At 55.7% G+C, this 12,818-nt stretch carries 15 protein-coding genes; all 15 read left to right on the top strand.

Annotated elements, in window-relative coordinates; translation table 11 throughout:
* Positions 1 to 77: 77 nt before the first annotated feature.
* Entirely contained in the window at positions 78 to 383 is a 306-nt protein-coding gene (locus tag JNK54_01445) for a hypothetical protein (GenBank protein ID MBL8022936.1), read from the top strand.
* Between the two features lie 41 nt (positions 384 to 424).
* A complete protein-coding gene (locus JNK54_01440; protein ID MBL8022935.1) occupies positions 425 to 799 on the top strand; it encodes a hypothetical protein in 375 nt (124 codons plus the stop codon).
* A gap of 5 nt (positions 800 to 804) precedes the next feature.
* Complete coding sequence (flgC, locus tag JNK54_01435) at positions 805 to 1,224, top strand: flagellar basal body rod protein FlgC (GenBank protein MBL8022934.1); 420 nt, start codon at positions 805 to 807, stop codon at positions 1,222 to 1,224.
* Positions 1,221 to 2,246 (top strand): hypothetical protein, encoded by a 1,026-nt coding sequence (locus JNK54_01430; GenBank protein ID MBL8022933.1) that lies wholly within the window; start codon positions 1,221 to 1,223, stop codon positions 2,244 to 2,246. The genes flgC and JNK54_01430 overlap by 4 nt, the downstream gene beginning before the upstream one ends.
* Before the next feature lies 1 nt (position 2,247).
* Positions 2,248 to 2,559: a flagellar hook-basal body complex protein FliE gene (gene fliE, locus JNK54_01425; protein MBL8022932.1), complete on the top strand. Its 312-nt coding sequence runs from the start codon at positions 2,248 to 2,250 to the stop codon at positions 2,557 to 2,559.
* A gap of 80 nt (positions 2,560 to 2,639) precedes the next feature.
* Complete coding sequence (gene fliF / locus JNK54_01420) at positions 2,640 to 4,196, top strand: flagellar M-ring protein FliF (GenBank protein MBL8022931.1); 1,557 nt, start codon at positions 2,640 to 2,642, stop codon at positions 4,194 to 4,196.
* A gap of 19 nt (positions 4,197 to 4,215) precedes the next feature.
* Positions 4,216 to 5,283, top strand: a complete 1,068-nt coding sequence (locus JNK54_01415; protein ID MBL8022930.1) for a hypothetical protein — start codon at positions 4,216 to 4,218, stop codon at positions 5,281 to 5,283.
* Positions 5,284 to 5,287: 4 nt separating this feature from the next.
* Positions 5,288 to 5,857, top strand: coding sequence for a hypothetical protein (locus JNK54_01410; GenBank protein MBL8022929.1), 570 nt, complete (start codon positions 5,288 to 5,290; stop codon positions 5,855 to 5,857).
* Positions 5,854 to 7,173 carry a FliI/YscN family ATPase gene (locus JNK54_01405; GenBank protein MBL8022928.1) on the top strand — a complete coding sequence of 440 codons (1,320 nt, stop codon included), beginning with the start codon at positions 5,854 to 5,856 and terminating at the stop codon, positions 7,171 to 7,173. Before JNK54_01410 ends, JNK54_01405 begins: the two co-directional genes overlap by 4 nt.
* Entirely contained in the window at positions 7,170 to 7,616 is a 447-nt protein-coding gene (locus JNK54_01400; protein ID MBL8022927.1) for a flagellar FliJ family protein, read from the top strand. The genes JNK54_01405 and JNK54_01400 overlap by 4 nt, the downstream gene beginning before the upstream one ends.
* The gene (locus JNK54_01395; protein MBL8022926.1) at positions 7,613 to 8,323 is read left to right on the top strand and encodes a hypothetical protein; all 711 of its coding nucleotides are present in this window, start codon (positions 7,613 to 7,615) and stop codon (positions 8,321 to 8,323) included. The genes JNK54_01400 and JNK54_01395 overlap by 4 nt, the downstream gene beginning before the upstream one ends.
* Positions 8,320 to 9,924, top strand: a complete 1,605-nt coding sequence (locus JNK54_01390) for a flagellar hook-length control protein FliK (GenBank protein MBL8022925.1) — start codon at positions 8,320 to 8,322, stop codon at positions 9,922 to 9,924. The genes JNK54_01395 and JNK54_01390 overlap by 4 nt, the downstream gene beginning before the upstream one ends.
* Before the next feature lie 16 nt (positions 9,925 to 9,940).
* Entirely contained in the window at positions 9,941 to 10,351 is a 411-nt protein-coding gene (locus JNK54_01385; GenBank protein MBL8022924.1) for a flagellar hook capping protein, read from the top strand.
* Positions 10,351 to 10,704 (top strand): hypothetical protein, encoded by a 354-nt coding sequence (locus JNK54_01380; protein MBL8022923.1) that lies wholly within the window; start codon positions 10,351 to 10,353, stop codon positions 10,702 to 10,704. Before JNK54_01385 ends, JNK54_01380 begins: the two co-directional genes overlap by 1 nt.
* An 85-nt stretch (positions 10,705 to 10,789) precedes the next feature.
* Positions 10,790 to 12,811, top strand: a complete 2,022-nt coding sequence (locus tag JNK54_01375; protein ID MBL8022922.1) for a flagellar hook-basal body complex protein — start codon at positions 10,790 to 10,792, stop codon at positions 12,809 to 12,811.
* Positions 12,812 to 12,818: the final 7 nt, after the last annotated feature.

The raw sequence follows: 12,818 nt of genomic DNA, 5'->3' as shown, positions 1-12,818 counted from the left end.
CCTAAATAATGTCGAATGGAATGGCACGCGAATTGCAAAGCCATGAGGTGAATTAATAAAGGTTAAGGAGAACCCTGATGCCGACGAACCCGGGCCCAGAAGAAATAGCCAATAAACTTCTCTATGTCCTTCATCGTGAGGAAAACGCCATTATTTCAGGGCGTTGGGAAAAACTTGCGCCGCTGGATCGCCTCCGGACCCGATTGTGGAAAGCTCTGGGAGCCGATCCGGGGCAGTCCATTTCGCGAAAAATGGCGATCGCGGTTCGAGATCAGAGCGATGCGAACACCCGACTCCTCGCCCAGGCTTTGGCGGAGGTCGGCGGAAAACTAATGGCGGTCCGACGCCGCTCCCAGGCCAACGAGGCCTATGGACGGGTTTGATCGGCACATTTCTTGCATATGGATAAAGTGAGACCAATGCCATGACCGAATCCTGGATGCCCATCGCGAGTTCCCCGGTAAAAGGCGAGCTCAATCGCCTTTGGTTAAACCAAAAGGCCGCGGCCCATAATTTAGCGAACATCCAAACACCTGGATTTGTGGGGACAAGAATGGTCCCTAAAGAAAACAATTCCTTTGACCAATTTCTTTCGCGGGAAGTGACACGCACGGACGCCCGCCACTTACCAACAAGTTCATCCTCTCTTTCAGAAGGGTTTTCGGAAGAAGCGGTCAAAGATCTCTCTCCCGATTCAGAAATGGCGGAGATATCCGAAACGGGGGTCCGCTACCAAACCCTCATTGAGGTGGTGGCGCGACGACATCGGATGGCCCGAACGGCCATCGAAGGACGGTGATGTGAATGGGCGCGTTTGACGGTTTGACTATTAGCGGGTCGGGGATGACCGCCCATCGGGCGTGGATGGAAACGGCCGCGTCGAACGTCGCCAATGCCAACACCACGCGTACCGCCGCGGGAGGCCCTTACCAACGAAAGACGGTGGTTTTTGAAGAAACCTTGCGGGCCGCTGAAATTGGAGCGGCTCAGGCCCCCTCCGGAGTGAACGTCACGGCTGGGGTTCCAGATCCCACCCCGTTCCCGCGCCTCTACGACCCTTCTCATCCCGACGCGGACCCACAGGGTTACGTAAGGCTTCCCAATGTGGATCCCGTGCGCGAAATGGTGGACCTCACCGCCGCCACGCGTGGTTACGAAGCCAATGTCTCCGCTTTTGGGGCCACGAAAAGCATGCTATTAAAATCCTTGGAAATTGGGAAATGACGCCCGCTTCGACTCCGAACCCGAAACACCATCCAGGCACGATGGGGGACGGCCGGAGTTTTTTCGTTCGACCCATGGGTGTCAAAAACGGGCGGTCCTTTTTCTGGATTGAACAGCCCCTCGAAGATTTGTTGGTCAAAGAGGCCCAGGTTCTTGAGCGATTGCAACGGGACGTGAAATGGCCAGGATTTCGGCGCGGAAGTGTTCCCATCCCCCGCGTCCGTCTTCGGTTCGCTACCGAAGCCCGAGAACAAGCCTTAACGGCTCTCGTGAAAGAATCCGTGGGGCGCGCGCTCGAGGATTGTCACTTGATTACGCTCAGCGCTCCAAACGTGGAGGCCGCGGATGTGGGCCAGGGGAGTATTCGAATTCAATTTTCAGTTGAAAGCCCTCCCGACGTGGATATCACCGGATACAAAGGTCTTTCCCTCAAAAGACGTTCCTTCCCAGTGACAGAAGCGGCACTGGAGGCGGCCTTAAAGGAAATCGGGGGTGAAACCATTGGGGCGCCCTCAGAATTTCGGGAAGCGGTGCGAAAAATATTGGAGTCCGAATCGGAACGTCTGGTTCGCCGCGACTTGGAGAGTCAGGCGGTGGAGGCACTGCTTGAGGCCCACCCTTTTGATGTGCCTCCCAGCCTGGCCCGGGAACGTTCCCGGGAACTTTTTCGTCGTCTTGAGGGACAGTTTCGGGCGGAAGGGGGAACTCTGGAAGCCTGGAAAAACCGTTACGTTGAATATGAACCTACGGTTCGATTGGAGGCCGAAAGGGGGGTTCGATTGGCCTATATATTGGCCGCGATTGGCGACGCGGAGGGAATTTCTGTATCGAACGAGGAAGCGGTGGTGGCGGTGCGGAAAGCCGCTCACCCATTGCCTGTTCATCAGCGAGAGCAAACGATCGCGCGCCTGGATTCTCAGAAAGAAGAAGTTCGTGGGATTTTGCTTGAGGACAAGGTGTTTGATTTTATTCTGGATCACGCTTCTATTACACGGGCCGATGATTCCAAGGAGGGTGCGTAATATGGCCGTGCTCGGGGGATTGGGGAGTGTCGGGACCACCGGTCCCTTAAGCGGTGGGGGTGGGTTTGGTGCGGCGGGTGGAGCCGGGCCCCATAAAAATTTCGGAGAGGTTTTGACCCAAGCCATTGAGCGGGCGGACAACACCATGGTGAACGCCAACACGGCTGTCAACGATTTGGTTTCTGGAAAAGCGGTCAGTTCCCATGAAGTCATGATTCAATTAGAGGAGGCGAATTTGGCTCTCCAGTGGACGGTTCAATTGCGTAACCGGGCCCTGGAGGCGTACCAAGAAATTATGCGCATGCCGTTGTAACTCCTTTCGGCTGGACCTCGTTGTAGGAGGCCGAGGGACATCCTTGACCGGGATGGTCCCATTGAACAGAGGAGCTCGGCGTGGAATCCTTGATTCGACTGAAAGACCTTTTTTTCTCCTTGCCCGTCGGCCGCAAAGCCATGGTGTTGATCTTTGCGGCGGCGGTCTCTGGCGCCGTCTACGCCTTGTCCCTCCCCATGCGGGGACTGGACCAGACACCGCTCTACGCCCGCCTCAGCCCCATCGATGCCGCCCAGGTGGTGGAAAAATTGAGGAACGACGGGGTGGATTATCGTCTGACGAACGGAGGCCGAACGGTGAATGTGCCTTCCCGGATGGTGGATGAGCTTCGATTAAAACTTTCCCAAGAAGGTCTTCCCAAGGGAGAAGGGGAGGGGTTGGAAATTCTTGAAAAATCCCCCCTCGGGATGAGCGATTTTTCCCAAAAAGTGGGTTACCAGCGTGCGATTCAGGGTGAATTGGCTCGAACCATTGGAGCCCTCGAAAACGTCCATGCCGCTCGGGTCCACCTGGTGTTTCCGGAAGAATCTCCGTTTCTCGATAGCCAGGACGGGGCCCGCGCTTCGGTGGTCTTGACCTTGAAAGCGGGGGCCTCCATCGACCAGCGGCAATTGAGTGGGATTGTCCATTTGGTGGCGGGTGGCGTGAAAGATCTTAAACCAGAAAACGTTTCTATCTTGGATTCCCATGGACGATTGTTGGCTGGGGGACGATCCTCGGATGGGGTTTACAGTCATGGCAACGAACTGCTGGACCTCCAACGAGACGCGGAACGGTATTTGGAACAAAAGACCACGAGCCTGTTGGACGGTTTTCTGGGGCCCGGGAAAGCCATTGTGCGAACGCGCGTTGAAATGGACGATCGGATTGTTCGCGAAAAAACAGAGACCTATGACCCGAACACGCCATTGCGAAGTGAGCAACAAACCAGCGTGCCTCGAACGGGTCCCTCGTTCGTTAAAAATTATGAAGTGGGCCGTTCGGTGAAGGAGATTGTGGCCAGCCCCGGGGCCATTCGGCGCCTTTACGTCTCGGTCGTCATTGATGGAACGAATAAGGAAGATCCCGCCACCCCCGGTGCCCGAACCTACGTGGCGCGTTCCGAAGAAGAAATGAACGCCATCGGTCTCTTGGTGAAACAAACCGTGGGGTTTAGTGAGGATCGAGAAGACCAATTTGAAATCAAAAATGTTGCGTTTGATACCGCCCAGCGAGACAAAATGGTTGAGGAAGCGGCCGCGCAGGAAGAGGTTCTGAAAAAGGAAAGGACCCGACAAACCCTTATGCTGGCCATCGGACGCGGCGGTTCGGCCCTGGCGATTGTCATGGTGCTGATTCTCTTTATGAAGTTTCTCAAGGCGGCGGGGGCTTCAACAAATAACGCGCCACCCAACACCAACGATACCGCACTTCTTGCAGCACCGGTTTTGGCCGCGGCAACTCCCCCCCCTCCCGCGTCAACGGGAGGGGCCGAAGGAGGGGTCCCCTCTCCCAAAGAATTGCCTACCCTAAATTCATCTCAGGCTCAAGCGGCACTTCTGGACGCGGCCCGCAAGGATCCCGCGGGGGTGGCCCGGGTGATGCAAAAGAAATTCGCCGGGAGGGCTTCGGCATGAACCATTTCGGATCTGAGTTATGACAACGGTGGCCATTTCGAATCCCACTCAAATTCAGAAGATAGGGATAATTTTAAGTACTCTTCCCGATGAGCAATGTGTGGAAGTCCTGAAAAACTACCCGGAAGAGGAAGTCGAACGGATTTGCGCGGTCATGGCGAGCCCGGTCGTGGTGGATGACGAAACGCGCGCGAAAGTTCTCACGGAATTTTCTGAGGCGTTGGCCGAATCCGATGGACAAGCGGGAATCGAAACGATTGAAGGGATCTTGGCCCAGATGTACGGAGCCCGGCGTTCATCGGAAATTGTGGTTCGCTTAAAAGCGGCCGGGGGAGATGATAAAGGGTTGGCGGCCCTGGCGGAAGAAGTGGGCCCCGCCAATATCGCAAAGTTGTTGTCCAGAGAAATTCCAGGGGTGGGCGCTTTCGCTTTGACCGAAATGCCAAACACTTTAGCGGCCCGTGTGTTGGCGCTTCTCCCGGAAGGAACGCGCGGGAGCGTTCTTCTGGCCCGGGCCCGGGGCGTTTCGCTTCGGCCGGAAATCGCTCAGTGGGTTCGGGAAGGATTGCGGGCAGGACTGACTCAGAAGGAAGAAGGAGGGCCTCCTCCGCCAGCGCCCGCGGAAATATTAGCGTCCGCAGAAATTTTGTCCCAACTGACGACAGAAGTATCGAAAGTCATTATGGACGCTCTTTATCAACAAGATCCCGAACTGGGGCGCAAGATTGCCGAAGCCTTATTTACCTTTGATGATTTGGTGCGGGTGGAAGACAAAGATCTTCAGCGGGTGTTGGCCAAAATCAATCAATCGGATCTCAAGATCGCCCTGCGTCGTTGCCCGGAGGCCATCACAGAAAAAGTCTTTAAAAATATGTCCGAACGAGTGGGAGCCGCTCTCAAAGAAGAAATCCAAATATCTCCTCCCCAGAAACTCTTGGCGGTTCAGGAAGCTCAACGCCGTATCGCGTCGACTGTCCGCGAAATGGTTCGAAATGGCGATATCACTTTGAAACCGCCCACAGCGGCGGCCGCCACCGACAGCGCGGCGCCCCCAGTGGACGTTCCAGCGGAAGAGCAGTTGGTGTAAGAGCATGTCCCCGAAAATTCTAAAGCGATCGAGGATGTCCGAGGGGACGGTACGCTATGAGCCGAAGGGACTTCCTCGGGATGAAAAGCGATCGGAAGAATTGCGTGTGGAGAGAGAAAGATTGACAGCGGAAATCCGAGCGCTGTTGGCCGAGGAGACGGCCGCCGCTTTGGCGGTTGAAAAAGAGAAACTGGCCGCGCTCCATCAAGCCGAATTGGACCGATTTTTTGCCCGCAGTGAGCCCGAGATCGCTCGCCTTATTCTTTCCATTGCCACCCGGGTGTGTCGTCAGGAGTTGGCGATCAATCGTGAAGGGGTTCTCCAGTGGGTGCGGGAAGGACTCTCGGTCTTAGGGGACGATGGCCCCCGGACGATTCGTGTCCACCATGATGATGTCAACGCCGTCCGTGTTTCCACTGAGAGTGCGGGGGGAACCGTTCGTGTTCAAGGGGATTCTTCCCTGGCCCCGGGAGATGTGGTGATCGAAGGGGAGCGCGAACAATGGGACGCCCGGGTTTCCACGCGGTTGGAAGAGCTGGAACGAACGTTTCACCGGTTAGCGGAGGAAGGATGAATTTTGCCAAGTATGACGATGTGGTCGAACGGGTGCCCCTCGCGCGCCACGTGGGACGGCTCACCCGCGTCTCGGGGGGAATACTGGAAGGGGTGGGGCCCGCGGTGTCTTTGGGAGAAATTTGTCGGGTCTGGGAACGACGGGGGCATCGTTTTTTTTGGGCGGAAACAGTGGGGTTTCGAGATGAGACGATTTTGTTCGCTCCGTTGACAGAAGTGGATGGGTTAGGGCCCGGAAGCCTTTGGATGAACGGGATCGGTTCTGTCTCGATGCCGGTGGGGGACGCCTTATTGGGTCGTGTGGTGGATCATCGGGGCATGCCTCTCGATGACCAGGGGCCCCTCCGCCTCACCGAACGACGCCCCTTGCGGGCGACACCTCCCGAACCTATGCGCCGTCGGCGCATCCAAACGCCGTTGGTCACGGGAGTTCGCGCGCTGGATGGGGTGTTGACCTGCGGGCGGGGGCAACGTATTGGTTTGTTCGCGGGGGGAGGGGTTGGAAAAAGTTCACTTTTGGGGATGATCGCTCGATCCACCAAAGCGGATGTCAACGTGATTTCGTTGGTGGGCGAACGGGGCCGGGAAGTTCGCGATTTTGTTGAAAAAGATTTGGGAGATGTGGGGTTGGCTCGATCGGTCGTGGTGGTGGCCACTTCGGACCAAACGCCCATGGCGCGACTTCACGCCGCTCTGGGGGCCACGGCGGCGGCGGAACATTTTGCCGCGGAAGGGAAAGACGTTTTGCTCATGATGGATTCGGTCACGCGACTGGCCATGGCCGGCCGTGAATTGGGGTTGGCGTTGGGCGAACCGCCAACAACCAAAGGGTACACCCCCTCTGTGTTCGCATTTCTTCCCCGCCTATTGGAACGGGCGGGCCTTTTTGAAACCGGGAGTATCACGGGGTTCTACACGGTTTTGGTTGAGGCCGATGATATGGACGAACCCGTGGCCGATGCGCTCCGATCGTTATTGGATGGGCACGTGGTCCTTTCCCGTCGGCTGGCAAGCCAAGGTCACTATCCGGCTGTGGACGTGCTGGAATCTCTCAGTCGACTTATGCCCGATGTCACGGGTGCCGAACAACAAAAAGCCGCCGGTCAATTGCGGGAGGTCCTGGCCACGCACCGCGAAGCGGAGGACCTTATTCGCGTGGGAGCCTACGCGAAGGGGAGTGACGCTAAAATCGATTACGCGGTGGGTCATTTGGACCGTGTCAACGGGTTTCTTCGCCAAGAGGTCTCCGCGGGATCAACGTTTGAGCAAACCCAACGCCAACTGATGTCCCTCTTTGCGGAACGGAAACCCGCGTGAAAAAGTTTCGGTTTCGACTGGAAACCCCGCTTCGTCTTCGGCGTCGAAAAGAGGACAAAGTTGCCCAGGAACTGGCGCGGGCCCACGCCGAATGTATCGCGGCTCGCTTGGATTTAGAGCGTCTTGAAAAAGAGCGAGAGGTTTGGGCCGTGCCTCCCGTCCTGGATGGGTCGGGCACCCTTGATTTGACCCGGGATCAATGTCGGCGGGATTACGTGGAGCATATGGAATTTCGAATCCAGGCCTCTAAGGAAATTGTCCGACGTTTGGCTCATGAGGTGTCTGTTCGTGAAGGCGCGCTTCGAATCGCTGTGCGGGACCGTCAAATACTTGAACGTCTCAAGGAAATCAGAAAAAAATCCCATCGGGAGGACATGAGAGCTTTGGAGATGAAACGAATGGATTTTGCAGCGTCCGCCGTTTTCCGGAGGTCTACCCAATGAACCCGACTCTTCGTGTGGCCATGGTGGCCATTTTTACAACAATTGGAACATCGTATTTTTTAGCGGGGGGACTGTTTAACCTGATGAGGACCGCTCGTTCTGCGCCACTTGCTCCGACTTCCCCTGCAATTACACCGGACTTTCTTGGTCCTCTCTCACGCCCTGTTAGCACGACTCTTGCATTAGAATCGGGTGTGGGGAAGAACGAGGTAAAGCCCTTGAAATCGGATCTGGAGGCGATCGAAACGAAATGGCGCTACGCGGAGTTGGAACGGGAAAGTATGAAAACCCAAATGGAGGTTCACGTTAAGACTTTAATGCGGATGGAAGGTGAAATAAAGTCCACCACGCAAATCGCCGAGGGGTATGAAAACAGGATGATGGAAACCCAGCGTCTGATTCAAGAGGCCAGCAATGCCCTTGAAGCGGCCCAAATAAGGATTGGAAAAATGGAAAGCGCGGTAAAAAATGCGGAAGAAGTGGAAAGACAGGCCACTCTCAGCACAAAAAAGATGGTGAAATTATTTGTGACCATGCCGCCGGAGAACGCGGCGAAGATTCTTCAGGAATTACCGAACAAAGAGACCGCTGATTTATTGGCACGCATGAAAGAGGCTGAAGCTGGCGCCATTTTGGTTTTGTTTCCCCCAAAACGTGCGGCCGCCCTATCGGCCCGATTGGCTGGAAACCGAGGAGGACCTCCATGATTGTTCCGTCTGTCGCAGGGCCTGGACCCCTTGAGGGAGGGCCAAAAAGTTCGCCGGGATCGGCGAGTGAGGGTGAGCGTTTCTCAATTCATTTATATAAGGAAGTCGACCGTTTCGATCCAAACCGGAAGCCTCCTTCTCAAGAGAGCCCCTCGATTTCTACGAAATCGGAAAGAAAGGAAAAGCCGTTTTCTCCCCATGGAGCGCAGCGGAAGTTAACTTCTTCTCCGTCTCTAAAGGACGATCGTCCTCTCCCTCTGACAAAAGAGGCTCTCCCTTACGACCAGCGTACGGGAACGGAGGGGAGCCTCCTGGATTCGGGTGAAAACGAAGAGAATGTTGATTCTCTCGCTTCCCCACCTGTCCATGGAGAAGACCTTCACGCGAATGAAACAGAGGGAGTGGAGGTTGTCCCGGTCCTTCTTCCCGAGGTGGTTTTGCAGGGGGAAGAAGAGAGGCCCGAACCGGATGCCCCCAGTGATTCCGGTTCTGAAACGACGGAGGATTTTCGTTCGGGTGAGACGAGCACGAAAGGAGATCCTGTTTCCCCGTTTCTATTTCCCTCCCTGGTTCCCCCCGTTCCCCATCAAAAGTCCGAAGTCGTTGTGCCTCTTCAACCCGCACTCTCCAAGGAAAAGTCCCTGGGATCCTTGTCCCCCATGGCGGATGGGGGGCCTTCCCTAAACCTTGAAGACACCCATGAAAAAAGAGTGGAGGTTTCTTCGGAAGGGAAGGCGGGTTCACCTCTCCCTTTAAAACCTCAAGAGGTTCCGCCCTCGAAACGCGAAGCGGTGGCCCCGTCTTCAGAAGGGCCAACTCCTGAAGCCAAAACAATACCACGGGCCATTCCTGTGGTAGCGAATAGGCCTTCGGGACTCACCCAGGAGGAGAAAGGAAATTCCGAGTTCCAAGATCAATTGGAGGGAAAAGATCGTCGCGAACTCCCGTCCTCTCTTCGGTCTGGCCCCTCTTTTTCCCTCGCCGTGCCGGAAGGAAAACCGGTGGACACGTTGATTCCGAAAGGGATGAACTCTACGGAAGAGGCCCTGTCTCCGGCGGCTTCGGTCCTGAATGGGTTGGGTCGGAGTGGTGGGGTTGTTCCCCATATGGGGGGGCAATCCCCTGGGTTCCCCTCTGTGGAGGGATCCAAAACCAACGCCGCTCTTTCCGCTCCTCCTCCGGCCCCACCCGAATTCAAACCGTCGCCCATCGATTTGGCACGGCAAATTCATGTGACCTTGGAATCCGGCCGTTCTTTGGTGCGTCTCGATCTCAAGCCAGACCATTTAGGTGAACTTCATATCGCCCTTGAAGCCAAAGGAAAAGATGTGTCCATGCAATTCCGGGTGGACAACGATACCGCCCGCCAGGTCGTGGTTTCCGGGTTGCGCGAGCTTTCCGGGACGTTGACGACCCTGGGGTGGAGTGTCAATGATCTTGCGGTTAACGTTTCTTCCGGGGGGGTGGGAAACGGGCGCGGGGACGGAGGACATTCCGACATGGGGTCCTCTTCGCACAATTCCAACGTCTTAGTGGACGAAACGGGGATAACCGAAACAGAAAGAGCGCCTGGGGCCTGGCGCGTTGATTTAGTCGCGTAAGAAAAGGAGAAAAAATATGCCGGAATCCATTGATGCTGTTTCATCGGCCGACGCTTCAAAAACATCAGCGACGCGAAACACAGGGGGGTTGGGGAAGAGCGATTTCCTCAAACTTCTAACCACTCAGCTTGAACACCAAGACCCCCTGAACCCGGCGTCAGAACAGGAAATGGTGGGGACCTTGGCCCAATTCTCATCTCTTGAACAGACTGAAAAATTGGCCCTTTCCATGGAGGCTCTCACGCGAAGCAACCAATGGAGTCAAGGGCAAAGTATCCTCGGTCGAATTGTGGTCGGGAAGAACGATGCGGGGAATATTGTGACGGGAAAAGTATTCGGGATGAGAATGGAAGGTGATCAAATGTTGTTGGATTTGGGAGACGGGGTGGACTTGCCTTTGGCCGGTCTCACCGAAGTCTTCGCCTAATGGACGGGATTGGTTCCATCGGAGGTCCCTCCTCGCCCCGGCCAGGGGGCCCTCAAGCAGCCCGCCCCTCTGACGCATTTGACCATATTTTCCGTCGGGAATTGGTCCGGTTCTCAAAACACGCGGAGGACCGTCTTCAACGGGACGGAATCCAACTCACGGAAGCCGAAAAGGAGCGGTTGGACAGCGGGATGGACAAAGCGGCGGCGAAGGGCGCCCGTTCCTCGGTGCTCCTCATGGACGATAAGGTCTTCATCGCCAACGTCAGAGAAAAGATTGTAATCACCTCCATGACCCGCGATCGATTGCGGGACAACGTATTCACTCAGATCGATAGCGCGGTCATTTTATAGTCGCACGGTTCGCACGGATCTTGCATAAACACAACATGAAGAGTTTTACCGGGAAGTGCATCCAAAACCAGGAGGAACCGAATCTATGATGCCAGCCTTGTTCTCAGGAGTGTCGGGATTAAAGAACCATCAGTTTCGTATGAACGTGATCGGAAACAATCTTTCAAACGTGAACACCATCGGTTATAAATACAACCGCGTCAGTTTTGGCGATCTGATTTATCAAACGGTTCGGGACGCCTCTGCCCCGCAGGCGGTGGGGGGAACCAACCCCGTTCAATTGGGGTTGGGATCGTTCATCCACAGTGTGGACACGATCAATACTCAAGGAAACTTGGAGTCCACCGGACGGTCGACAGATATGTCGATTCAAGGGAACGGTTTCTTTGTTGTCAACGACGGCAATCGGAACAAATACACCCGGGCGGGACTCATGGAATTGGGGTTGGGGGGGAATTTGGTCAATCCTTCTGACGGGTCCACGTATATGGGATGGAACGCGGTCAATTCGGTGGTGGACACCTCCGGTTCTATTTCCACTCTTTCTATTCCGGTGGGGGATGTCCTTCCGGCCCAAAGGACCGGACGAATGACATTTATCGGAAACTTGGACGCGGCCGGAACGCTTATTCAGGGAACCATTGCGCAAACTCAGCCTCTCCTGGCCGCGGCGGCAGGGACGTCTTTGGTGAGCGGTATCCGAAACGCCGCGGGCGCTTCCCTGGGTCTTACGACAGGAAGCTCCTTATCCTTTACAGGATCTGTGGGGGGAACCCTGATCTCGGCAACGCCATTGGTTGTGGGAGCGGGGACCACTCTCGCGGACATTGCTTCGGCTCTGCAAGCGGCTCTTCGTGGGGTGGCGGACGGCGATTTGACGGAAACCGCTACGGTTCAAGCGGATGGGTCCATCCGAGTCACATCGGACGGAACAAACGACATCACCAACCTTCAAATCAGTGTACCCGGGAATACCCTGGCGAATAACGCGTTCCAATTTCCTCTCGCCATTTTGGGGGGAGGGACGACCGGCAATACGGAAGTAATGCTTCGCCCCGCGATCGCATCGGACACTCTGGTTTCCATGAAATCCTCTTCCGGGGTTTCCTTGGGGTTGACGGCGGGTGATGATATGACGCTCATTTCGGCAAACGTGAAGGGATCGATTGTGGCCTCAACACCTATTCTGGCGGACATCACGATCGCTTCCACCTACGGGGATTACCGGGACGCTCTTCGGAGCGCTCTTTTCACAGGGGCCCCGGCTTTGGGAGAAGATTTGGTCATTCAGTCGGACGGAACCCTCTACTTAACTGGATCCAACGGAGCGTCCAATGGCGTCGCGGGCATCGTGATTGGGGCCGGGCCGAACTCAGGTGATGATCTCCGGTCCACCTTTTCGGCTTCCCAAAGTTTTGGGGAAATCCAGAAAGCTTTGGACGCCACCAGTTATCGAACGTCCACCCAAGTTTTCGATTCTCTTGGAAATCCATTGGCTATCGATCTTCGTTTTTCAAAGTCTGCCACCAACAGCTGGCAATGGACGGCTTCTCACCAGGGAGTGTCTGTGGGGGCGGGCGTTATGAACTTTGACAACGGGGGGCAATTGGTAACCCCCACGGGAAGCATTTCAGTCCCGTTGACCAACGGGGCGGCGTCTCCCTTGGCGGTCGCGGTGGACTTTACGGGGTGTACCCAATTCACCAACAATTCGTCCATTGTGCTGAACAATCAGGATGGGTTCAGTAGTGCCACCTTAAGCGGTTTTTCCATTGGACAATCGGGAGAGGTGGTCGGAACTTTCTCCAACGGTCGAAACTTGATTTTGGGTCAAATGGCCGTGGCGTCGTTCAGCAACTCCTCCGGCTTAAAACGCGAAGGGCAGACCTACATGTCCGAAACGTCGAACTCGGGTACCGCGGAATTCGGTGCCGCGCTGGTCGGGGGACGGGGAAGCATTATTTCCGGAACCCTGGAGATGTCCAATGTGGATGTGGCCCGGGAGTTCACCGATATGATCGTGACCCAGCGTGGGTTCCAATCGAACGCCCGGGTCATCACCACGTCAGACCAGTTGCTTGAAGAGTTGGTTAATCTGAAACGATGATAAGGAG

The organism is Elusimicrobiota bacterium, assembly GCA_016788905.1.
Taxonomy (GTDB): domain Bacteria; phylum Elusimicrobiota; class Elusimicrobia; order FEN-1173; family FEN-1173; genus JADKHR01.
The sequence above is the reverse complement of the archived record's forward strand: the minus strand, read 5'-3'. Positions and strand labels throughout refer to the sequence as shown.

Excerpts from the sequence above, each read along its gene's own strand:
- JNK54_01445 (MBL8022936.1), top strand. The coding sequence starts at position 78 with ATGCCGACGAACCCGGGCCCAGAAGAAATAGCCAATAAACTTCTCTAT.
- JNK54_01440 (MBL8022935.1), top strand. The coding sequence starts at position 425 with ATGACCGAATCCTGGATGCCCATCGCGAGTTCCCCGGTAAAAGGCGAG.
- flgC (MBL8022934.1), top strand. The coding sequence starts at position 805 with ATGGGCGCGTTTGACGGTTTGACTATTAGCGGGTCGGGGATGACCGCC.
- JNK54_01430 (MBL8022933.1), top strand. The coding sequence starts at position 1,221 with ATGACGCCCGCTTCGACTCCGAACCCGAAACACCATCCAGGCACGATG.
- fliE (MBL8022932.1), top strand. The coding sequence starts at position 2,248 with ATGGCCGTGCTCGGGGGATTGGGGAGTGTCGGGACCACCGGTCCCTTA.
- JNK54_01415 (MBL8022930.1), top strand. The coding sequence starts at position 4,216 with ATGACAACGGTGGCCATTTCGAATCCCACTCAAATTCAGAAGATAGGG.
- JNK54_01410 (MBL8022929.1), top strand. The coding sequence starts at position 5,288 with ATGTCCCCGAAAATTCTAAAGCGATCGAGGATGTCCGAGGGGACGGTA.
- JNK54_01405 (MBL8022928.1), top strand. The coding sequence starts at position 5,854 with ATGAATTTTGCCAAGTATGACGATGTGGTCGAACGGGTGCCCCTCGCG.
- JNK54_01395 (MBL8022926.1), top strand. The coding sequence starts at position 7,613 with ATGAACCCGACTCTTCGTGTGGCCATGGTGGCCATTTTTACAACAATT.
- JNK54_01390 (MBL8022925.1), top strand. The coding sequence starts at position 8,320 with ATGATTGTTCCGTCTGTCGCAGGGCCTGGACCCCTTGAGGGAGGGCCA.
- JNK54_01385 (MBL8022924.1), top strand. The coding sequence starts at position 9,941 with ATGCCGGAATCCATTGATGCTGTTTCATCGGCCGACGCTTCAAAAACA.
- JNK54_01380 (MBL8022923.1), top strand. The coding sequence starts at position 10,351 with ATGGACGGGATTGGTTCCATCGGAGGTCCCTCCTCGCCCCGGCCAGGG.
- JNK54_01375 (MBL8022922.1), top strand. The coding sequence starts at position 10,790 with ATGATGCCAGCCTTGTTCTCAGGAGTGTCGGGATTAAAGAACCATCAG.